This window comes from Paraburkholderia sabiae (assembly GCF_030412785.1).
In the GTDB taxonomy this organism is placed as follows: domain Bacteria; phylum Pseudomonadota; class Gammaproteobacteria; order Burkholderiales; family Burkholderiaceae; genus Paraburkholderia; species Paraburkholderia sabiae.
Genome location: NZ_CP125295.1, coordinates 5,650,090 through 5,670,506, shown reverse-complemented (window position 1 = coordinate 5,670,506; position 20,417 = coordinate 5,650,090). Strand labels below are relative to the sequence as shown.

Below are 20,417 nucleotides of genomic sequence, written 5' to 3'. Positions count from 1 at the left end.
GCCATGGTCAATGACCGGGGCCCGGTGGTTGAGAAAAAGCGAGCCGGGTCAGATGGAACTGGTAAAAGGTTGACTGGCTGAGGCGTCGTGCGGGTTAATGCATGACGCCGTGCGGAGAGGGGGTAAGCGTTCTGGCCGGCCCGTTGCGCGCGCGAGCAGGCCGACGCGGACGTGGCGGAACATAGTCAGTATGCGTGGTGTGCGTCTTCGCCTTCGCCCAGGGCACCGTGCTGGCTTTAACGAACTACCCGAAATGACGTTGCTCGAGCGTGCTCTGAGCTGTACCGGTGAGGCGTCCCGATGACGCGGCGCACTCTCACAGAAGAGGTCGCGCCCTAACACCGGCCCGGGCGTTTATCGGATGTATTACGCCGTCCCGTGCAATACCTCGTTCGCGAGGTTTTCCTCAATGACATGGCGAGAATCCTTGCGATCTGATTCGTATTCCATGACGTATCCGCAATGGTCTCGCGTACAGTCGTTTCCGACGACCGCGTCAACGCTTTTTGCATGAAGCGTGATTTCATCAGCTGCTGTATCAGGTTCGCCCGAGTCTCCTCGACGATCGGCAGCGCGAGGTTGTCCAGCGGCTCCAGATTTCCGCGCCAAAGCAGTATTTCTGCAACGGCTCATGTGCGGACACGAAGCCAATTCCGGGCGGCTCGTGTACGGTAGCCGATTTGGTCGATGACGAGAAGCCTCGGCCCGACGACCGCCCGATTGAAGAGCTCTCGCAATCGATTCTGCTGGTTCGCCATCGCCAGTTGCATCATCAGGTCTGCCGCTGTGATGAATCGCGTCTTGATACCGTCCTGTGTTGCCCGATAGGCCAGTGCACTCGCGAGGTCTGTCTTGCCAACGCCCGACACCGACACATTGTGCCCTCAGCACTGCGAACGTGGATCTGAGCCTTCAGACGATATGCCATGTTGGCAGCGCGGTACAGCAACTTAATCGCGACGTCACGGTGGATCAGGCCGACACCCGGGAAAAGCACCGACAGTCTTTTTTCGAGTGCTTGGTCAAGCTAAAGAAGATAGCCGATCGTGCCGATATCGCATGTGCGACCGTCCACGCTTCATTGTCGCTACACCAAAAACAAGCTTTTGGCCAAGGGGCAGGGGAACTGGTGATGGCGGAGGACGACAATAAACAATAGTTCTGAGAGGTTGACATGAAAGTACGTGCTATCACCGCTTCGATCATCGGCACTGTGTTGCTCGCTGCATGCGCCGGCAGCCCGACGATGACGCAACTCCCGCCCGAGCGCGGCCACGAAGTAACTGTCGCGCTCGCCAAGGGCGTAAGTGACCTTCAGATTGATCCGGGATCTTTCGAGATCTCAGATGAAGCCAAGAAGGAACTACTGGGTGCATTCCGCACGGAAATGACGAAGATTTGTATCCCGGTCACACCGGCCGGCGCGCCAGTCACCCTTCGTGTCAGTGAGTTCAAAACACGACCCGTTGCGGCGCGTATCCTCCTTGGTGTCCTTTCCGGTAGCGACCACATTGCTGGGACTGTTTCTGTTGCGGGCACCGGTTTCGATGTTGCCGATACAGGTATCTCGGTTGTGGGCGGTTTGGGGGTGGTTGCGCGGAATGTCGGCACTCAAACTGCCGACGGCATTGGTCAACTGGCCGGTGTAACCGTCAAGTAGGACGGGAGTCGACCTTCTCCTTTTGCACGAACCTATTGCTTATACGTTTTTCGGCGCTGAAGCCTTGAAAGTTCGCTGAAGGTTGTTTTAAGTTGAACTCAACCTGCTCCTGGTCGGAGCACCTCCAACTGCACAACGGTATGGCGCAAAGAGAAGATCAATCATCGCGCTACCGCTGACACTTTATAAGCACCATGCGTCCTCGTTACTTCATTTCTGTTTGCGCAGTTCTATCCTTGTCCGGCTGTGTGAGCGTGCACGATTCCCGCACTGCCGAACAGCAAAGATCCGATCTAAATGCCGCGACAGACGCATTAATCGGCACATACGAAGTGGTCGATGGCCGTCGCAACGATCATCACTTTACGAGCGTGATTGTTCGGCGGAAATCCGCCGAAGTCTCCGGTCCGGACGTGACAATGACGGGCGCGACGTCCGGTTCTACCGTCTTGCGAGGCAACAAAAAGTGTCGCGGCTACTTCGTGAAGAATGGCAAGTACGCATCTGTGATGTGCGACGCGCCAGCTTATGGAATCAATTTCTACAATCTCGGCTCGGTAACGGATTTGGACCGAACGGTCAAAGATGGTGGAGTGATTAAGGGGTTCCCGGACATGCAGGTACCAGTTGGCGATTTCCTTCTGGAATATACCGAAGACACTAACGGTCGGACGCATTACCTCGTGTTGGCAAAGAAGACGGCACCCTGAGGAAATCTTATACGGCTCTTTTTGACTGGTTGAGCTTTCGGAAAAAAGGCCGATTGGTCGATGAGCCGATGTGTTCTGCACAGCGTCGGTACAGCGAACGGCCGTTTTAAACTACCGACGATGAACGTTCGCCGCTATCAGCCGATACTACCGAGGTCCCTTTCAGACGGAGCCGTGGTGAAGTTCAACGTACCTATTCTGTTGGCGCTGCTACTCGCCCTACCGGACGTACGCGCCGCTGCTGGCGTTCCTGTCAATCTCGGTTTGCAGAGTGTGCAGTACCGGCATAATCTGATTGCACAAACTATCTTCGGCTCGGAAAATGCGGACAATCCGGCGTTGCAGTCTGATGTCCGCGCTTCGCTTTATTTTTTACTCGGGCTGGGGCACGAAAGGCACGCGCAGCACATAGCCGCAATTAACGACTTCTCGCGCTCGCTCCAGTTCAAACCGAACGCGGCGGCACTCATCAAGCGTGGGGACGTGCGTAGAGAAGTTAATGACTTCGCGGGTTCTGCAGACGACCTCGAGGAAGCTCTTCGACTGCACCCTGACGATCCCGTTGCGTGGAACAGCTTCGGATATACAGACTATGCTCGTGGCAATGACGGCGCTGCACTCATTGATTTCAATCGTGCGATTGGCCTCGGATTCCGTCAGCCCGGTGTCTATACGGGGCGAGGCTTGGTCTACAACCGTCAGCATCGCTATGAGGAGGCGCTGATCGACTTCGATGCAGCAATGGCTGCCTCTCCTGCATTTCCGCTAGCTCACATCGGAAGAGGTGAAGCCCTCAATCGGCTCAAAAGATTCGATGAAGCGATCGTGGAGTTTGACATTGCGCTGAAATCGTCGCCAAACAATTTTTATGCGGTGCTCGACCGAGGTGTTGCCTGGGATGGAAAGAAAGATTTTGTGAAGGCGAAGCGTGATTTCACTGAGGCGGCAAGACTGAGTCCAAACGACGACGCACCGCATACACGACTTGGATTCGTTTACTTTGATACAAACAAATACTGGCAAGCGAGCGAAGAGTTTTCGATAGCAATAAAGCTGGCCCCAACGAACGTCATCGCATACCGCATGCGGGCGGCCAGTTTCGAAGCGAGAGGTCGGGATGACGCGGCGGTAGAGGATTATTCGCAGGCGATAAACATCCAGCCACGCAATGTGGAAAATTACTTGAGGCGTTCGGACGTCTTAAGGCGAAGTGGCAATCTGGAACGAGCAAAGGCCGATCTCGAGGTAGCGCGCCAGATCGAGCCCGACAATCCCCAGATCTACTGGCTTCGCATACGGCTTTTCGAAGAGGCAGATGCGTACACATCGGCAATTGACGACTACACGACAATTCTTCGGATCGACCCAAAGTCGACGCTTGCCCGAATTTACCGCGCCGACGATTTTGCCGCGCTTGGTCGCCACGACGCTGCCCAAAGGGACTATGAAATTGCAGGTCGCACAGACCCGAACAATCTACATCTTCTCCAGCATCGAGGCATACTTGCCTTCTATCGTGCCCGATATAGGGAGGCACAAAGCGATTTCAACCAATGGTTGCGAGTTTCCAAATCGAGTCGCGCCAATGAAAACGGTGACCAGCTTCCGTATGTCATGTTATGGCTTCATCTCTGTGCTATGAAGCTGAATATAGACGATCGTCATGAATTGGCCGTTTATGCCTCCACAATGGACCACACGAAGTGGCCCTATCCCGTGTTCGCTTTCTATCTCGGTTCGATGGGGGAGGACCAGCTCATGAAGGCTGCCAACACTGGCGCGACGACAGCCACACAGGGACAGCTTTGTGAAGCGGCCGCATATGTTGGCGAACAGAAATTCGTCCGGTCATTGACCGATGATGCCCGACATGCATTTCAGGCAGCAATCGACAGATGTCCGGCTGATTTCATAGAGAAAGATTTGGCGCGGCATGAGCTCGGCGCGATTGAGGCGCTGGGATATCGGTTTTCTACTCCCGAATGATCTGTTGCGACCAGGTTTGTCGGTTACAGAAGAAACTCACGTAAACCGATGCGGCGAGGGTGGGACTTCCGGACCGACGACGGATGCGCTGATCCGGTCGCGGAAGTATGGAAAACGCGCTGGCAGGAAAGGCTTCTCGAATGTCGCCTTCTCGGGCCGCGACGTGTCGCTTTAGTGGCGACTTGGGAAGGGGCTGCGACGCTCGAAAACCGGATGCTTTCGCGTTTTCACGCAGCCGCGGACCATTGGAGCCATTCAAGTCGTCAAGGAAGCTACGTCCGTTTTCAAAGTTCCAACGGACCGGGGTCTGTCTTTCACGACGGCGCTTCTGAGTCATTGGAGAATCGAAAAAAGCGATTCTCGTCTCCATTATCCGGTGTACTCGACCTTGTCAGCCGCTTCAGAGGATGTCGCGCTATCTGAATGGTGCATTGCTCGTCCTGTGCGACGAGGCGCGCCGCTCCGCTCCGCAAAAAAGCGGAGCGAGAGGAGTGAGGTTGCTACGAGTGCGATGCTTCATAGCGTGCCTTGCGGTTTTTGCAGAGTTCAGATGTACCTCTGATTCGATCGTTTAAGGTGACATCCGTCGATTTCACCGACGCGTTGGACGGCTTGCGTTTGCAGCACCGGATAGCTGCGCGTCAGGTTCCCGTGCGCCCGTACTGATCGTCAAAGCGCACGATGTCATCCTCGCCGAGATACCCACCCGATTGCACCTCGATAATTTCAAGCGGCGTCTTCCCCGGATTCTCCAGCCGGTGCAACGTGCCGAGCGGAATGTAGGTCGACTGGTTCTCGGTGAGCAGGAACGTCTCGTCGCCGCGCGTCACGCGCGCGGTGCCACGCACGACGACCCAGTGTTCCGCGCGATGATGATGCATCTGCAGCGAAAGCCGGCCGCCCGGCTTCACGACGATGCGCTTCACCTGAAAACGCTCGCCGTGATCGATCGAGTCGTAGCAACCCCACGGCCGCTCCACTTTCCGATGCACCTTCGCTTCCGTGTGCTTCGCCGCGTTCAGCCGGTTCACGATCGCCTTGACGTCCTGCACGCGATCCTTCGCGGCGACGAGCACGGCATCGGCCGTCTCGACCACCACCACGCCCGACACCCCGACGCACGCGACGAGCCGTCCTTCCGAGTGTGCGTAGGTATCGCTCGCGCCTTCGAGCAGCACGCGCCCGCGCGCCACATTGCCCGCGTCATCTTTCGCGCTGACGTCCCACACGGCGTCCCACGCGCCCACGTCGGACCAGCCGGCCGTCAGCGGCACGATGACGCCTGCGAGCTTCGGATCGTTGCCGATGCGCTCCATGACCGCGTAATCGATAGAGTCGCTGGGGCAGGCCGCGAACGCGGCACGGTCAATATGCACCGTGCCGTCGCCATCGACCGTGGCCTGTTCGTACGACACCCGACATGCCGCGGCAATATCCGGCCGGCATGCAGCGATTGCCGCGAGCCAGACGGATGCGCGCATCACGAAGATGCCACTGTTCCACCAGTACTCGCCCGACGCGAGATACTGTTCCGCCAGCTCCTGCGCGGGTTTTTCGACGAAGCGGTCGATGCTCCGTGCACCGTGTCCGTCGGCGGCGGCACCTGTCCTGATGTAGCCGTAGCCCGTTTCCGCGCGCTCCGGCGGCACGCCGAGCGCGACGATCGCATCGGCCAGCGCGTGCTGGATGGCCTGCTGCAAGGTGGCGACGAAGGCATTCGTATCGGCGATCAGGTGATCGGCGGGCATCACGACCAGCACGGGATCTTCACCCTTTGGCGCTGCCGCGATCGCCGCGAGCGCGGCAACCGTCAGCGCGGGGGCCGTGTTGCGTGGCGCCGGTTCCAGCACGACGCGCGAATCGCTCGTGCAGCGTTCGAGCCGCTCTTTCGTGGGCAGGCGCAGTTCCTCGCTGCACACGACGAGCGTCGGCTGCGTCTTGACGGCGTGCGGCGCGGGACGGTCCGGCGTGGGCGCGCGCAGCCCCTGCGTTCTGCGTAACGTCGCTTCGAGCAGCGATTCCTCGCTCGTCAGGCCGATCAGCTGTTTCGGGCATTGTTCGCGCGACAGCGGCCACAGGCGCGTGCCTGAGCCGCCTGCCAGGACGACGGGTTGCACGACGCAGGCAAGCTGCGTGTCGTGCGCGAGCGCATCCGGTGAGACTGCTTCTGCAATGACGTTCATTTTTCCTCCGGAGACGCCGCGGTCAGGGTGAATGACGCGGCGCCGTTACGTCTGGCCATTGGACCAATCGTCGCGCAGGATTTCTGTGCGTCCGGGCACAGAAAGCCGGGAAGGAGCGATCAGATGCCGCCCTTATTGGACCAAGGTCCAATACAGGTCGCTTTCCTTCCGGCCTATTCTGAGCGTGTTGATTTCTCCGGAGCGTTTCCGTGACAACGTCAACGGCCCGCCAGGACTACTTCTTGTCCGTCACAGATGACGACGCGGCAGTGAGGAGGACCTGCGCGGCCAACGGACGCGCCCAGGCGCTGACGATGCGCTTGCGTACCCGCCCGTCTCGACGATCTGTCGCCCGCAGCGTGGCAGTGGAGAAATCACATGCTCAGAAGACGTCAGTTTCTCGGCAGCCTGACGGCACTTGGCGGCACTTATGTGCTTGGCGGTTGCGGCGGCGGCTCGGGCGCGGGCGCGGGTGCCAACGATCCTCACGTCGTCACGGCTGCCAGCGCGGGCACGTTCTACGGTATCAACGGACACTACGACTACCGGTACACAGCTGCGCAGGTCGTCACGATCATCAAGCGCATGGGCTGCTCGACGTATCGTCTCGGGTGTACGGACGACCCGGCGCAGCTGAAGGCCGTCGTTAAACTCGCGCAGGCATTGCAGGCGGCAGGGCTGACGCTGTTCGTGCTCATCGATCTCAGCATCTACGACGCCAGCCGCGTCATGTACGCGAGCGAATCAATCGCCTACGAACGGGGACGATCGTGCGCGGCGACCGTCGCGACAGCGCTCGCGCCGTACGGCGTGACGATGTACGAGTGCGGCAATGAACTGACACGGGAAGGGGACATCGTCCTTGACCCCACCACGGCCGGCACGAAGGCCGCGGATTTCAACAACACGAACTGGCCCGTCATGCGCGGCGTCATTCGCGGAATGATCGACGGTGTGAAGTCCGCGCAACCGGCGGCGAAGTGCGGCGTCAATTTCACCGTGGCCGATATCGGTGCCTCCGACGCCCTCTGGGACGGCGTGCAGCCCGATGGTTCCAGCGGTCATCCGGTCGTACGGTGGGACATGACGACATGGCACAACTTCGAAGTCTATGGCGACATCCTCAACATCGGCTCAGACGGATCGGGTCGCCGGTTCGATCTGCCTGCCTATTGCCAGGCGCGCTATGGTGTGCCGTTCCTGCTCACCGAGTGGAACACGGGGCCCGAAAAGGGAGCGGCCTATCGGGCAAGCTACATCAGTACACAGCTTGCCAGCTACTTCGCGGCCCGAAGGACAAAAAACATCCAGTCGGTGATGTACTACGAACTCGATAGCGGAGACGAGACCTTCGGGCTGATGATCGACGGCACCATATTAAGTCAGCCGTATGACGCCTTCACTAACTTCATTGCGGCACATCCGGAGACCGCCTGAAAGCTCGCGCGAGCCGGTTCAAGCGCTTCGCGAGGTCGTGGCGGGTCGGTGTCGGCGGGCCGCTTGACGACACCGGCCCTCGCCAGGTCGATCGGCCGGTCAGGGACTAACCACCTCTATGCAGCGCCGATCTGATCGCTCGCTGGGCGGATTGTGCCGTCGAATACGCCATGGCCTTGGCTCGATCCCTCACCGCGCTTCGTCCAGGCGGACAGGGGTTGAGTCCAAGCTTTCTGAGGTAATAGTTGGCGCGATAAACATCCTTTCGCATCGAGTCGACGAACTGGAAGTTGACGCTTAGCGTTACCGAAATATTGTTATCGTTCTTCAACCAGTGCGGGCAGTTGACAGGAACATGCACGCCATTCCCCGGAGCCAGCCTGTACAACTGTGCCCGGTCCTGCAGCTCCGGCCGATAGTTTGGCGCGTTATTGTCCTTCGTCCAGAATCGCTCGATTTCCACCTCCGGAAGAACCTGCCGGTCTTCCCGATCAAACAGATACAAATCCTTTTCTCCGTGAATCTGAAGAATGAAATTGCATTCGCGATCGATGTGATAGGCCGTCACCCGCTTGGGCGACGTGATGAAAATAATGATCTCTTCGTTCCTGATCTTCGATTCGATGTCGCCGCCAATCATATCCTTGACCTCGGCGATCGCATGCCGGTACAGCTCGGTGTAGGCCGGATCTTTTTGCGCGTCCCGGAGAATGAACCAGGCGTTTGAATCTTCCAGCTGACTCAATGCATCCATCGGCGAGAACGCATGATTCGTATCTTTCCATTTTTGCCCTGGTACGACGTCACCCATGTCGTAATAGAGATCAGAAGGGCGCGTCCTCAAGGTTCGCTCCGTCAGTTCCATCAGATGATCGAGCTGGAAGCGCGGATGAGATGCCATGTGGTGGGCGACCTCGAAGCTCTTCCGCTCGAAACACGCTCGAAACACCGAAGCATCGGCGTCGATCCATTTGTCGGGTAATGCCGCTTCATGGACGAGGGAATCCAGGGAGATGTCCATGCGATCGCTCCTTGCAGTCAGGTAGCCGTGGGGAATACGAGATCCGATAGCGCCAGAATCGAGCGCCACCCTATGGGCGGAATTTGCAGAAATCGTACACCTGAGGCAAAGCCGATCACACTTCGGATCTCACGCGTTCGGTGCGCTAGCGCACCCTCTGGCGGGGTGCAGTCAACCGCATGGGCGCGATGAAGGCGATCCGCTCCCGCGGCAAGGGCATATCGTGGCGTTCACAGTGCGTCCCGTATCGAACACACATTCGATACGACGACACGGGATGTCGCAAAGGCTGAGCCTGTCGCGGCTGTCATCGCATGCATGAAACGGTAGCGCCATGTGGCGACGAATCATCGTTGACGCTCTGCGCGTCGATGTTGAGCGTTCACCATGACAGCAACGGACGGGCGACGACTTCGCGCATGACGGAAGCAAGCGGGCATCAGCCCGCGCTCACAGCGTGCTCATCTTTCTTACCGCACAGGCGCTTCGTTATTCGTGGGCGCATTGACGAGACGCTTGACGTTGATCAGACGACGCAGTGCGCGCTGCAACGGCTTGTCAACGTAGCGATAGACGGCGCAACCGAACGTGGAGGCCACCACGATCGCAAGCGTTACTCCCGCTGGCGAGCGTACATCGAAACCATGCGCGACTTTGGGAACGAGCTTGCGCATCCCCTCGACGACGAACGGGTGGCTGAGATAGATCGCGTAGCTCGCGTCGCCGAGATACAGCAGGCCGCGCGTGAGCGCACTGTCCACCACGAGGCCTTCGAGACTCAACGTGCTCATCAGCAGCAGGCAGGTGGGCAGGCCATTTCCCAGAAGCGGGGAGATGTCCGGCCATGCCCGTTCGAGCCAGGTCATCAGCAGATACATGCCAACGGCGCCGGGCGCCGCCAGCGCGACGGGAATACGCACCCCTTTCTTCCAGACGTACCATACGGCGAAGCCTAACGGGAATTCGAGCATCCGGTCGTAAGCGAGGACCGCGACGACCGCGTTGTCTGAGTGCGCGAGATTCGCGACGAAGAACAGCCCGGCGAGCAGCAGCGTGATCGCCGCGAGTACGAGTGACAGGCGCCGCCGGAACCGCCACAGCGCAAGCGCGGAAGCCGCGTAGAACAGCATCTCGTAGTTCAGCGTCCAGCCGACGAACAGCATCGGGAACACGTGGCCGCTCGGTTTCCTGTACGGAATGAAAAAGAGTGATTTCAGCAGTCCGGGGATGCTGGCGATCGTCGAATTGAAAAGATCGGGCCGCAGCAGGGCGCCAAAAAACACCAGCAGCGTCGCGAGCCAATAGAGCGGCACGATCCGCACGACGCGGCTCACGATGAAGTCGCGTACGCTGATCGTGCTGGCTTCGAGCGCGAGTGCGATCACGAATCCGCTTAGTACGAAGAATACGTCGACGCGAAATTGGCCGAACACCTGACCGTCCTGTATGAGGACGTGGTGCACGACGACAGTCGTCGCTGTCACCGCGCGAAGGATCCGTATCGAGTTCAGCCGGCGCATCGCTCACCTGTTGATCAGTCAATCACACCTGACGCTCTGTGCCGAGCGTGATGAGGCACGCGATACCGTCGCAGCAGTCAAAAAACGCTGAGGGTATCGTGCCTATTACGTTCTACTTACGGAGTCGTGCGTCGCTGCTTCCGCATCGCTCCGTCACCGGGGCGTCGGATTCTGTCCTGGGATCGTGGTACTGAAAGATACGGACGTGGAGCGTCCCGAAGTCGAATCAGCGCCTGTTTCCGGACAGCAAATGGGTAAAACAGCACGCGAATGACCATCCGCGACGGTCCGCTTGCGGATGGTAGTATTTACGTGAAAGTGCTACCGTTCGGTGCCGTACAGACGCCCGACCGGCAAATTCGCCCGGCACGGGTGGTAGCGCCCCGAAGACCGATAGCTGCTTACGCAACCAACGAGATAGACGGGCGTCTTTCGCTGCAAAGCGCGTTGGGTGCGCCATGTACGTCGAGCCACGTCGCGTGTGAATTGCCGGCGAATCGCTTACCCGATTGCGTCTGCGTCTGACAGATCGGCGCCACGCGCATTCGGATCGGCGGGCAACATTCCGTTGCTACGCAGCGCCGAAATCACTTCTTCGACCGTTGCGTCATCAAGCAGACGGCGGCCCTCGGCCTTGCGCCGCAAGTTGGTGGCATCGATACCGCCTTGCAGGGCGGCAGTCTGGGCGGCGATGTAGACAGCCATCCCGTACCCGTAGCTACGGGCGAGATCGCCTTTAAAAAAATTCTTCATGGGTGTGATCTTCGGCGTCCACAAGGCAATATTTACCGCGCCGGGGGCGCCACGGTCGCGGGAAGCGCACATTTTACAAGATTTGTGTCGCCCGACCTCGGCGATGCAAGTCTTGTCCGGCTTCTCGGCAATTGCGCGAAGAACTTGAGGGTGGAGCAGCGGACGTGGTATCCGCTGATTGCGTGGATGCACCGGACGCCGGCCGGCAAACGTGCCGTAGCGTGCTCACGAAGGTCGTGCGCGGGATCGAGTGTGAATGGGAAGGCTGTTTCGGTTGTGCAGCGGGCGCACAGGCGAAAACGAAAGAAGCGCGCCGCGATCGCGGCGCGATAGTGCATGCAGGTATTGATGTCAGCGCCCGGCCCGAGACACCGTCGCAGTGCGACAGCATTCCGGGCGTCGAGCGGAAAGCCTTATTCGAATCCCCGCGGATTCTGCGCCTGCCAGCGCCAGTGATCCGCGCACATCCGCTCGATACCGTACTGCGCTTGCCATCCGATCACATCGAGCGCCTTCGCGGGATTGGCAAAGCACTGCGCCACATCGCCCGGACGGCGCGCGACGATCTCGTACGGCACGGCCTTGCCCGATGCCTTCTCGAACGCCTTCACGACGTCGAGCACGCTATAGCCCTGGCCCGTGCCGAGATTGACGACAAAGCTTGCATCGCGCTTCACGAGCGCATCGAGTGCCGCGATATGTCCGCGCGCCAGATCGACGACGTGAATGTAGTCGCGCACGCCCGTGCCGTCCGACGTATCGTAATCGCCGCCGAACACACGCAGCCTTTCGAGCTTGCCCACAGCGACCTGCGCGACATACGGCATCAGGTTGTTCGGCACGCCGCCCGGATCTTCTCCGATCAAACCGCTTTCATGCGCGCCGACGGGGTTGAAGTAGCGCAGCGTCGCGATGCGCCACGACGCATCGGAGATTTCCAGATCGCGCAGGATCTGCTCGGCGATCAGCTTGCTCTGGCCATACGGGTTGGTCGCCGACAGCGGGAAGGTTTCGTCGATAGGCGAGCTTTTCGGTACGCCATACACGGTCGCCGACGAGCTGAACACGAACTGCTTCACATTGCGTGCGCGCATCACGTCGAGCAGCACGAGCAGGCCGTCCATATTGTTCCGGTAGTACTCGAGCGGCTTCGCGACCGATTCGCCCACTGCCTTCAGCGCCGCGAAGTGGATCGCGCCCGTGATCGGATGCGTGTCGAAGATCGTGTTGAGCACGGCTTCGTCGCGCACGTCCGCTTCGTAAAACGCGACCTTCTTGCCCGTGATCTTCTCGACGCGAGCGATCGACTCGCGCTTGCTGTTCACGAGATTGTCGATCACGACCACGTCGTAATCGCTATTGAGCAGTTCCACGCACGTGTGCGAACCGATAAAGCCCGCACCGCCCGTTACCAGAATCGTGCCCTTCGTGGTCATGCTGTGCTCCCTTAGAGTGATATGCCCGTCAACTGCTGAATCAGGCTCTTGTACCGTTCAACGACTACGCGTTCGTCAAATTCCTGCGCGACTTTCTCCCGGCCGCGCCCGGCCATCGCGCGGCGCTCGTCGTCGCTCATATCGAGCATCTGCGCGAGCGTCGCGGCGAGGCTGTCTACATTACGCGCCTCGCATAACAGGCCGTTGACACCGTCCGCGACGACTTCGCGGCAGCCCGGCACATCGGTCGCGACAATCGGCCGTCCCATCGCCGACGCTTCCATCAGCGTGCGCGGCACGCCTTCGCGATACGACGGCAGCACGACGCAATCGGCGGCGGCGATCAGCGGGCGCACATCATGCGCTTCACCCAGATAGTCGATCACGCCTTCACGCACCCATGCATCGACTTCGGCCTGCGAAATCGCGCTCGGATTATCGACGCCGACGGGCCCGAGCAACTGGAAGCGCGCATGAGGATACGTCGCGCGCAGTCGCCTTGCCGCTTCGACATATTCGCCCACGCCTTTATCCCATAACAGGCGGCCAATTAATACAAAAGAAAATGCCCGCTGATTATTTTCAGGCCCATTTTGATGATCCGGCATGGGCGTGAAAGCAAACTGGTCGAGATCCACGCCTTCGCCGTGCAGCAGGCGCGCGCGCTCAGGATGCGCAAGCAGTTTCTGCGCGCGAAAGGCGGTTTCATCGTCCTGATTCAAGAACCATATTTCGCGCGGAAAACGGAATGCAAAACGATACAAAAGTTTGGCAACCTGCGCGGCGCGGCTCTTCTGGATAAAAACATAGCCGAGGCCCGTCGTGACGGCAACGGAATCGACGCCCGCCAGTTTCGCGGCAATCGTGCCATAGATATTCGGCTTGATTGTGTAGTGAAACACGACATGCGGACGGAGCGACCGGTACAGCCGGTAGAGCGACAGCATCGTGCGCAGATCGTCGCGCGGATTCGTGCCTTTCGATGCGACATGCAACTCGACGAAGCGGCAGCCCATCTGTTCGAGCAGCGCCGTGGTGCGGTCGCGCGGCGCGATCACCGTCACTTCGACGCCGCGCGCGACGAGCTCGCGTATCAGCCCTTGCCGGTACTGGTAGATCGCGAAAGAGGTGTTGCAGACGAGCGCGATGCGCAGCGCGCCGGCGGATTCGATTGATTGCTTCATGCTTGCGAGACGATGTGGATTGAGCGCATGTCAGAGGCTCGCGCGCGGCGCATAGAGCCGCTTCTTCATGCGTTGAAGCGTCCTGTAAGGCGTCACGAAGTGCAGCAGATTCTTCGCGAGCCCGAGCCAGTCGCAAACGTTAAGCACATTGAAATAGCGCAGCTGCAAACGCAGTGTCGACACGATCTGCCGCCGACGCTTCGTCGCGCTGATGCCGCCTTCGTTCAGTTCGTAGTACAGGCCGAGTTCGGGCAGGTTCGCGCAGTCGTAGCGTTGCATCAGGCGCAGGAAGAGGTCGAGGTCTTCGGCCGCCTTGTAGGCCTCGCGATAGTTGCCGACGGCCAGCACGGCATCGACACGCAGCATCATCGACGGATGCACGAAGCACGCGCGCAGAAAGCGCACGCGGCGGATCGCGTGCGGCTCGACGGGCGGCGTCAGCATGAAGAGCGGGGCGCCGTCGCGTGACACCACTTGCGTCCACATGCCCAGACCCGCGACCTGCGGATGCGCTTCGAGATACGCGCGCTGTTTCGCGAGACGTCCCGGTGCGGCCAGATCGCCGGCATCGATGCGCGCGGCGTAGCGAAAGCCGCGCGCCGCGAGCGCTTCGATACCCGCCTGCAACGCGCGCTCGATGCCGCCGTTCTGCGGCATGCGCAGCACTTCGATCGACATGTTCGGCAGCGTCGGCGCGACGATGGGCGGCGTGCTGCCGTCGTCGACGATCAGCACGTGAATGCGCGCGTCTTCGCTGAACGACGCCAGCGTGCGGTCGACGTCGGCCTGGCCGTTGTACGCGGGCATCAGCACGGCGACGTCGTCGAGCGAGGCGGGCTTCATGGGCGTCAAGGGCGGCGTGAATGAAGAAGACGTCATGGACGCAGCTTGTAACGGATGTAATAAAAATTGACGGAAGCAGCGGCCAGATAGCCGAACGCCAGTCCGATGAGCGCGCCATACGCGCCGAAGCGCGGAATCGCCAACAGATTGACGATGACGGCAACGGCGAGCGCGAGCAGCCATTTCGACAGCAGGACGAACTTCGCCTGGTACTTCAGGACGATCAGATTGCCGATTGCCTCGATGCCTGCGGGCACAGACAGCCATACGGCCCAGCGGAAAATATCGATGGCCTCTTCGAAGTTCGGCCCGAACACGCGGCGGATGATGAAACCCGCCAGCAGATCCAGCACGAACGCGCCCGCGATCATCAGGACTGCCGTCATCGCCGTGAGCCGCCACATGTTGCGGCGCAGTTGCGCGGCGTCCTGCACGCGGTAGACGAAGGCGGGCGCAAGCGTTTGCGCCAGCATCAGCGCCAGCGTGATCCAGTTTTCGTTCAGCTGTTGCGCGGCCGAATAGCGGCCGAGATCGGCGAACGAAATCGCGCGCTCCAGCATCAGCCGGTCGAGTTTCAGGAACAGATACATGCAGATCAGGCCGAGCCAGAACACCGTGCCCGCCGTCGCGAAATGACGGAAGAGCGAGCGCTCGACGTGCCAGCCGAGCTTGCCATCGTGCCGCTTCATGAAATAGACGACCAGCACCGCGCCGATCACGGCCGATTCGAGCGCCCACAGCCAGCCGAAGCGCGACGGCGCGGCGGCGGCGCGCACCAGCAGCCAGACGAGTAGCGCCTTCGCGATGGCCGTCGTCATGCTGGTGAGCAACTGCGGCTTGCTGTAAGTCATGCTTTGCAGCCACGCGTTGATCACGCCGACGAAGGGCTCGCGGAAGAGCATCGTCACAGCCAGCCCGGCGAGCATCGCGCCGACGACGGGATCCGTCAGACCCGCGCCGATGCCGATCCACGTCAGCACCAGCGCCACGGCCGACACCGAGAGCCGCAGCGCGAACGCGCTGCCGAGCACGGTGCCGAGCTGCCCGGGCGGACGATGGACGATGGTCGGCACGAGAATCTCCGCGCCGCAGACCCATGTAATCGGCGACAGGACGAGCAAAAGCGTATTGGCGTATTGCCATTTGCCGAACACGTCGGGGCCGAAATAACGCGCCAGCACGCCGCTGATCGCGATCGCCACGCCGATCTGCGTCAGGCGCTCGAGCCCAAGCCAGACAAGGTTTGCGACAGCGCGCGTGACGTCGGGATTCGCGAAACGCTTAAGCGCCGGCATCCGCATGGTGTCCAGACGCGCGTTGCGGGCACGGGAGGTGCATGGAGTCTTGAAATTGGCGTGCCCAGCCGATCTTGCGATGCGGCAACTTTGTGAGCGCGGGGCGTCTAAGCATTAGAATGGCGCCAGTAAGGCGTCGCTGAAAAGCGCAATTATAAGTTGTATCCGGACCGCTTCCGGCAAGGCACAGTGCCATGACCACGCTGTGTCAACCCCATTTTTCAATTGCACGTAAGTGAGCCAATCCATGATCTCGCAATCCATATTCAAGGCATATGACATCCGCGGAGTGATCGGCAAGACGCTCGACGCCGAGACTGCGCGTTCGATCGGTCGCGCCTTCGGCAGCGAAGTGCGCGCACAGGGCGGCGATGCCGTCGTCGTGGCGCGCGACGGCCGTCTCTCCGGCCCGGAACTGATCCAGGCGCTGTCCGACGGCCTGCGCGCGGCGGGTGTCGACGTGGTCAACGTCGGCATGGTGCCGACGCCCGTCGGTTATTTCGCGGCCAGCGTGCCGCTCAAGCTCGAAGGCGGCGAACGCCGGGTCGACTCGTGCATCGTCGTGACGGGCAGCCACAATCCGCCCGACTACAACGGCTTCAAGATGGTGCTGCGCGGCGCGGCCATCTACGGCGAGCAGATTCAAGGCCTGTACAAGCGCATCACCGAAAACCGCTTCGAGAGCGGCAGCGGCTCGTATCAGGATTACGACATCGCCGATGCGTACCTCGATCGCATCACGAGCGACATCAAGCTCGCGCGTCCGCTGAAGCTGGTGGTCGACACGGGCAATGGCGTCGCGGGCGGCCTCGCGCCGCGCCTGTTCAAGGCGCTCGGTTGCGAGCTGGTCGAGCTGTTCACGGAAATCGACGGCAACTTCCCGAATCACCATCCGGACCCGGCGCATCCTGAGAATCTGCAGGACGTGATTCGCGCGCTGAAGGAAACGGACGCCGAGATCGGCTTCGCGTTCGATGGCGACGGCGACCGTCTGGGCGTCGTCACGAAGGACGGCGAGATCATTTATCCCGATCGTCAGCTGATGCTGTTCGCCGAAGAAGTGCTGTCGCGCAACAAGGGCGCGCAGATCATTTACGACGTGAAGTGCACGCGCAATCTCGCGAAGTGGGTGAAGGAGAAGGGCGGCGAGCCGCTGATGTGGAAGACGGGGCACTCGCTCGTGAAGGCGAAGCTGCGTGAGACGGGTGCGCCGTTGGCGGGCGAAATGAGCGGCCACGTATTCTTTAAGGACCGCTGGTATGGGTTCGACGACGGTCTCTACACGGGCGCGCGTCTGCTGGAAATTCTCGCGCGTGTGCAGGATCCGAGCGCGCTGCTAAACAGCTTGCCGAATTCGCATTCGACGCCCGAGTTGCAGCTGAAGCTGCAGGAAGGTGAGAACTTCGACCTGATCGCGCGTCTGCAGAAGAGTGCTACTTTTCCTGATGCGGATCAGGTTGTGACGATTGATGGCTTGCGCGTTGAGTATCCTGACGGCTTCGGTCTTGCTCGTTCGTCGAATACCACGCCTGTCGTTGTTATGCGGTTCGAGGCCGACAATGATGCGGCCTTGAAGCGGATTCAAGAGGACTTCCGGCGCGTTATTCTCGCTGAGAAGGCGGACGCCAAGTTGCCGTTCTGATTTTGCGTTTTTTGGTTTGGTTGTTGTCTGCGACGCTCTGGGGGTTCTTTGCCCTCGGGGCGTTGTTGTTTTGGTTTCTCGGTTTTTGCTGCGGTGGCATCCGCGAATTCGTATCGGTCTATTAGCGTTGCCCCTGTGCGGGGCGGCAGTTACTTTCTTTGCCGCGGCAAAGAAAGTAACCAAAGAAAGCCGCTTTTGAACCTTCGGTGCCGGTCAGGATAGCGCTCCGGCATGCCGCAGTTGAGCTATCGCGCAGCGCGTCCGCACTCTGTAGAAAGCCCGTCGTTCACCGCGCACGGCGCGAAAAGCCCACACACAGTCTGGAGCACGTACCGCCGCAATTAGTCGAATGCAAAAGAACGTGCGGACCGAATGTGCTCCAGGTGGATGTCATCTTTCGCGCTGCACGCGCCTGACTGCGGGCTTTCTACGGAGTGTTTGCGCGCTGCGCGACAGCTCAAAGAACATGTGTTGTAGCGTTATCCTCGCCGGCACCGGGGGGTTGAAGCGGCTTTCTTTTGCCTACTTTTCTTTGCCGCTGCAAAGAAAAGTAGGTGCCGCCCCGCACAGGGGCAACGCGTGCAATAGGAAAACACATCGCGGACGCCAGCGCAGCAAAAAAAGCCAAACAGCGACTGCGTCGCAGACAAAAAACCAGGAACCCGCGCGGGCGCAAAGACCGCGCTAAAATCGCGATTCTCCAAAAGCATCCCAAACGCCGAACAAACCGGCGTACCCATCCTTGAGTGCGCAAAAAATCCTGATCGTGAGAGTGTCGTCGCTGGGCGACGTCGTTCACAACATGCCGGCCATCGCCGATATTCGCCGCCGTCATCCCGATGCGCAGATCGACTGGCTCGTCGAAGAGAGTTTCGTCAAGCTCGTCGAACTGGTTCACGGCGTCCGGCGCGCGATTCCCGTGTCGTTGCGGCGCTGGCGCAAGCGCATTCTTTCCGCCGATAACTGGCGCGAAATCGGCGCGTTCCGCCGCGCGCTCGCGGCCGAAAACTACGATCTCGTGATCGACTGTCAGGGGCTCATCAAGACCGCGTGGGTGGCGAAGATGGCGCGCGGGCCGGTGGTCGGGCTCGGCAATCGCACGGACGGCGCGGGCTACGAATGGCCCGTGCGCTTCTTCTACGACCGCCGCGTTTCCATCGAGCCGCGCACGCACGTCGTCGAACGTACGCGGCAACTGGTGGCGGCAGCGCTGAACGACCCCGCGCCGAAACCCACCGACGACATCGACTTCGGTCTCGACACCAGCCGCGCAGCGCTCGCGCTGTCCGAAGCGCAACTGAATCTTCCCGTGCCTTACGTGGTGTTCGTCCACGCGACGTCCCGCGCCGACAAGCAATGGCCCGACGCGGCCTGGATCGAACTGGGCCAAATGCTCGTGCGGCGGGGCGCGTCGATCGTTCTGCCGTGGGGCAGCGAGGCCGAACGCACGACGAGCGAGCGTCTCGCGAAGGAGTTCGGCGCGGCCGCCATCGTCCCGCCGAAACTGTCGCTGCCCGCCGTGGTCGGACTGATCGAGGGCGCGGCGGCCACGGTTGGGGTTGATACAGGTCTGGTTCATATCGCAGCCGCGCTGAAGCGCCCGACGGTCGAGTTGTACAATTTCGCCACTTCATGGCGCACGGGCGGCTACTGGTCGCCGAACGTCGTGAATCTCGGCACGGCGGGCCAGCCGCCGACGCTTGCGCAGGTGAAGTCCGCGCTGACCGGCTTTGGCCTGCTGTGACGCGGCTTTATCCGCTCTGAAAAGGCGATCATGAACGAATCCCAGATCATCGAAGTAGCAAGCGCCGACTGGCACGGCCAGGGTTTGTCGATGCCGCGCGAGACGCTGCTCGCCGGCGTCGAACGCGGCAAGGTGCTGTATTTTCCGAACCTCGCGTTTGCGATCGAAGGCGGCGAACGCGCGCTGCTCGATCCCGCGCTGGCCGATCCGAAGCGCAAGAACATCAGCCTCGCGCCGAACGGCGGCGCGCTGAATGGCGTGCTCGGCGATGCCGTCATGCAGTCGGCCGTGCGGGCGCTGATCGCGCGTTATCAGGCGAATGCGCGCTCGCTCGTCGACGGGCTGTTTCCCGAGTACAAGGGCAAGCTGCGCGTTGCACCGACCAGTTTGCGTCTGCATCAGGTGGAAACGCGCCAGACGTCGTGGCGCAAGGACGATAGCCGTCTGCACGTCGACGCGTTCCCGTCGCGGCCCAACTACGGCGAGCGCATCCTGCGCGTGTTCACGAACATCAATCCGAACGGCGCACCGCGCGTGTGGCGCGTCGGCGAACCGTTCGAGGACATGGCGAAGCGTTTCCTGCCGCGCATCAAGCCTCAGATGCCGGGCTCGGCGTGGCTGCTGAATCTGCTGCACGTGACGAAATCGACGCGCAGCGAATACGACCATCTGATGCTGAACCTGCACGACGGCATGAAGGCCGATCTCGACTATCAGAAGGCGTCGCCGCAAGTGACGATGCCGTTTCCGCCGGGCAGCGTGTGGGTGTGTTTCTCCGATCAGACCTCGCATGCCGTGATGTCCGGCCAGTTCATGATGGAGCAGACGTTCTTCCTGCCGGTGAAGTCGATGGCGCAGCCCGAGTGCGCGCCGCTCGGCATTCTTGAACGCCTGAAGGGCAGGGCGCTGGTTTGAACGGCGCGCTGCTTGTTCCTGTGAACGCATCGCGCGATTCCGCTGCGGTCTATCTGATGTCTCGTGTGACGCCGCGCACGGAGGCCCG

The 20,417-nt window shown here is 60.5% G+C and carries 15 protein-coding genes and 2 pseudogenes; 8 read left to right on the top strand and 9 right to left on the bottom strand.

Going from position 1 to position 20,417, the window contains the following annotated elements:
* Positions 1-671: 671 nt before the first annotated feature.
* Positions 672-866, bottom strand: a pseudogene (locus QEN71_RS25485) (ATP-binding protein); the annotation flags it as partial.
* Positions 867-898: 32 nt separating this feature from the next.
* Here QEN71_RS25485 and QEN71_RS25480 point away from each other — a divergent pair.
* From QEN71_RS25480 to QEN71_RS25465, 4 genes are all read left to right on the top strand, one after another.
* Positions 899-1,159, top strand: a complete 261-nt coding sequence (locus tag QEN71_RS25480) for a hypothetical protein (RefSeq protein WP_201658999.1) — start codon at positions 899-901, stop codon at positions 1,157-1,159.
* Between the two features lie 15 nt (positions 1,160-1,174).
* Positions 1,175-1,660, top strand: coding sequence for a hypothetical protein (locus tag QEN71_RS25475; RefSeq protein WP_201659002.1), 486 nt, complete (start codon positions 1,175-1,177; stop codon positions 1,658-1,660).
* Between the two features lie 254 nt (positions 1,661-1,914).
* Positions 1,915-2,370 (top strand): hypothetical protein, encoded by a 456-nt coding sequence (locus QEN71_RS25470; protein ID WP_201659005.1) that lies wholly within the window; start codon positions 1,915-1,917, stop codon positions 2,368-2,370.
* 177 nt (positions 2,371-2,547) lie between these two features.
* Positions 2,548-4,356 (top strand): tetratricopeptide repeat protein, encoded by a 1,809-nt coding sequence (locus QEN71_RS25465; protein WP_201659008.1) that lies wholly within the window; start codon positions 2,548-2,550, stop codon positions 4,354-4,356.
* Between the two features lie 641 nt (positions 4,357-4,997).
* Here QEN71_RS25465 and QEN71_RS25460 read toward each other — a convergent pair.
* Positions 4,998-6,539 (bottom strand): mannose-1-phosphate guanylyltransferase/mannose-6-phosphate isomerase, encoded by a 1,542-nt coding sequence (locus QEN71_RS25460; RefSeq protein WP_201659011.1) that lies wholly within the window; start codon positions 6,537-6,539, stop codon positions 4,998-5,000.
* A gap of 480 nt (positions 6,540-7,019) precedes the next feature.
* Here QEN71_RS25460 and QEN71_RS25455 point away from each other — a divergent pair.
* Positions 7,020-7,976, top strand: a pseudogene (locus QEN71_RS25455) (hypothetical protein); the annotation flags it as partial.
* Positions 7,977-8,082: 106 nt separating this feature from the next.
* Here the strand turns inward: QEN71_RS25455 and QEN71_RS25450 are convergent.
* From QEN71_RS25450 to QEN71_RS25420, 7 genes are all read right to left on the bottom strand, one after another.
* Complete coding sequence (locus QEN71_RS25450) at positions 8,083-8,997, bottom strand: transcriptional regulator (protein WP_201659016.1); 915 nt, start codon at positions 8,995-8,997, stop codon at positions 8,083-8,085.
* Between the two features lie 470 nt (positions 8,998-9,467).
* Entirely contained in the window at positions 9,468-10,481 is a 1,014-nt protein-coding gene (locus QEN71_RS25445) for an acyltransferase family protein (protein WP_233472092.1), read from the bottom strand.
* Positions 10,482-11,018: 537 nt separating this feature from the next.
* Positions 11,019-11,462 (bottom strand): hypothetical protein, encoded by a 444-nt coding sequence (locus QEN71_RS25440; RefSeq protein ID WP_233472093.1) that lies wholly within the window; start codon positions 11,460-11,462, stop codon positions 11,019-11,021.
* 221 nt (positions 11,463-11,683) lie between these two features.
* Complete coding sequence (gene galE, locus QEN71_RS25435; protein WP_201659020.1) at positions 11,684-12,706, bottom strand: UDP-glucose 4-epimerase GalE; 1,023 nt, start codon at positions 12,704-12,706, stop codon at positions 11,684-11,686.
* Positions 12,707-12,717: 11 nt separating this feature from the next.
* On the bottom strand, positions 12,718-13,890 hold the full coding sequence (locus tag QEN71_RS25430) for a glycosyltransferase family 4 protein (RefSeq protein WP_201659022.1): 1,173 nt from the start codon (positions 13,888-13,890) through the stop codon (positions 12,718-12,720).
* A gap of 30 nt (positions 13,891-13,920) precedes the next feature.
* Entirely contained in the window at positions 13,921-14,769 is an 849-nt protein-coding gene (locus tag QEN71_RS25425; RefSeq protein ID WP_201659024.1) for a glycosyltransferase, read from the bottom strand.
* Positions 14,766-16,028 carry an oligosaccharide flippase family protein gene (locus QEN71_RS25420; RefSeq protein ID WP_201659026.1) on the bottom strand — a complete coding sequence of 421 codons (1,263 nt, stop codon included), beginning with the start codon at positions 16,026-16,028 and terminating at the stop codon, positions 14,766-14,768. The genes QEN71_RS25425 and QEN71_RS25420 overlap by 4 nt, the downstream gene beginning before the upstream one ends.
* Before the next feature lie 247 nt (positions 16,029-16,275).
* Here QEN71_RS25420 and QEN71_RS25415 point away from each other — a divergent pair, with 247 nt between their 5' ends.
* The 3 genes from QEN71_RS25415 (at position 16,276) to QEN71_RS25405 (ending at position 20,329) form a co-directional block, all read left to right on the top strand.
* Positions 16,276-17,670, top strand: coding sequence for a phosphomannomutase/phosphoglucomutase (locus tag QEN71_RS25415; protein ID WP_201659028.1), 1,395 nt, complete (start codon positions 16,276-16,278; stop codon positions 17,668-17,670).
* A gap of 802 nt (positions 17,671-18,472) precedes the next feature.
* Positions 18,473-19,414 (top strand): lipopolysaccharide heptosyltransferase I, encoded by a 942-nt coding sequence (gene waaC / locus QEN71_RS25410; RefSeq protein ID WP_233472094.1) that lies wholly within the window; start codon positions 18,473-18,475, stop codon positions 19,412-19,414.
* A 30-nt stretch (positions 19,415-19,444) separates the two neighbouring features.
* Positions 19,445-20,329, top strand: coding sequence for a Kdo hydroxylase family protein (locus QEN71_RS25405; RefSeq protein WP_201659034.1), 885 nt, complete (start codon positions 19,445-19,447; stop codon positions 20,327-20,329).
* Positions 20,330-20,417: the final 88 nt, after the last annotated feature.

Bases quoted from the DNA above. Each gene is read 5' to 3' on its own strand.
- QEN71_RS25475 (WP_201659002.1), top strand. From the start codon at position 1,175: ATGAAAGTACGTGCTATCACCGCTTCGATCATCGGCACTGTGTTGCTC.
- QEN71_RS25460 (WP_201659011.1), bottom strand. From the start codon at position 6,539: ATGAACGTCATTGCAGAAGCAGTCTCACCGGATGCGCTCGCGCACGAC.
- QEN71_RS25450 (WP_201659016.1), bottom strand. From the start codon at position 8,997: ATGGACATCTCCCTGGATTCCCTCGTCCATGAAGCGGCATTACCCGAC.
- galE (WP_201659020.1), bottom strand. From the start codon at position 12,706: ATGACCACGAAGGGCACGATTCTGGTAACGGGCGGTGCGGGCTTTATC.
- QEN71_RS25430 (WP_201659022.1), bottom strand. From the start codon at position 13,890: ATGAAGCAATCAATCGAATCCGCCGGCGCGCTGCGCATCGCGCTCGTC.
- QEN71_RS25425 (WP_201659024.1), bottom strand. From the start codon at position 14,769: ATGACGTCTTCTTCATTCACGCCGCCCTTGACGCCCATGAAGCCCGCC.
- QEN71_RS25420 (WP_201659026.1), bottom strand. From the start codon at position 16,028: ATGCCGGCGCTTAAGCGTTTCGCGAATCCCGACGTCACGCGCGCTGTC.
- QEN71_RS25415 (WP_201659028.1), top strand. From the start codon at position 16,276: ATGATCTCGCAATCCATATTCAAGGCATATGACATCCGCGGAGTGATC.
- waaC (WP_233472094.1), top strand. From the start codon at position 18,473: ATGCCGGCCATCGCCGATATTCGCCGCCGTCATCCCGATGCGCAGATC.
- QEN71_RS25405 (WP_201659034.1), top strand. From the start codon at position 19,445: ATGAACGAATCCCAGATCATCGAAGTAGCAAGCGCCGACTGGCACGGC.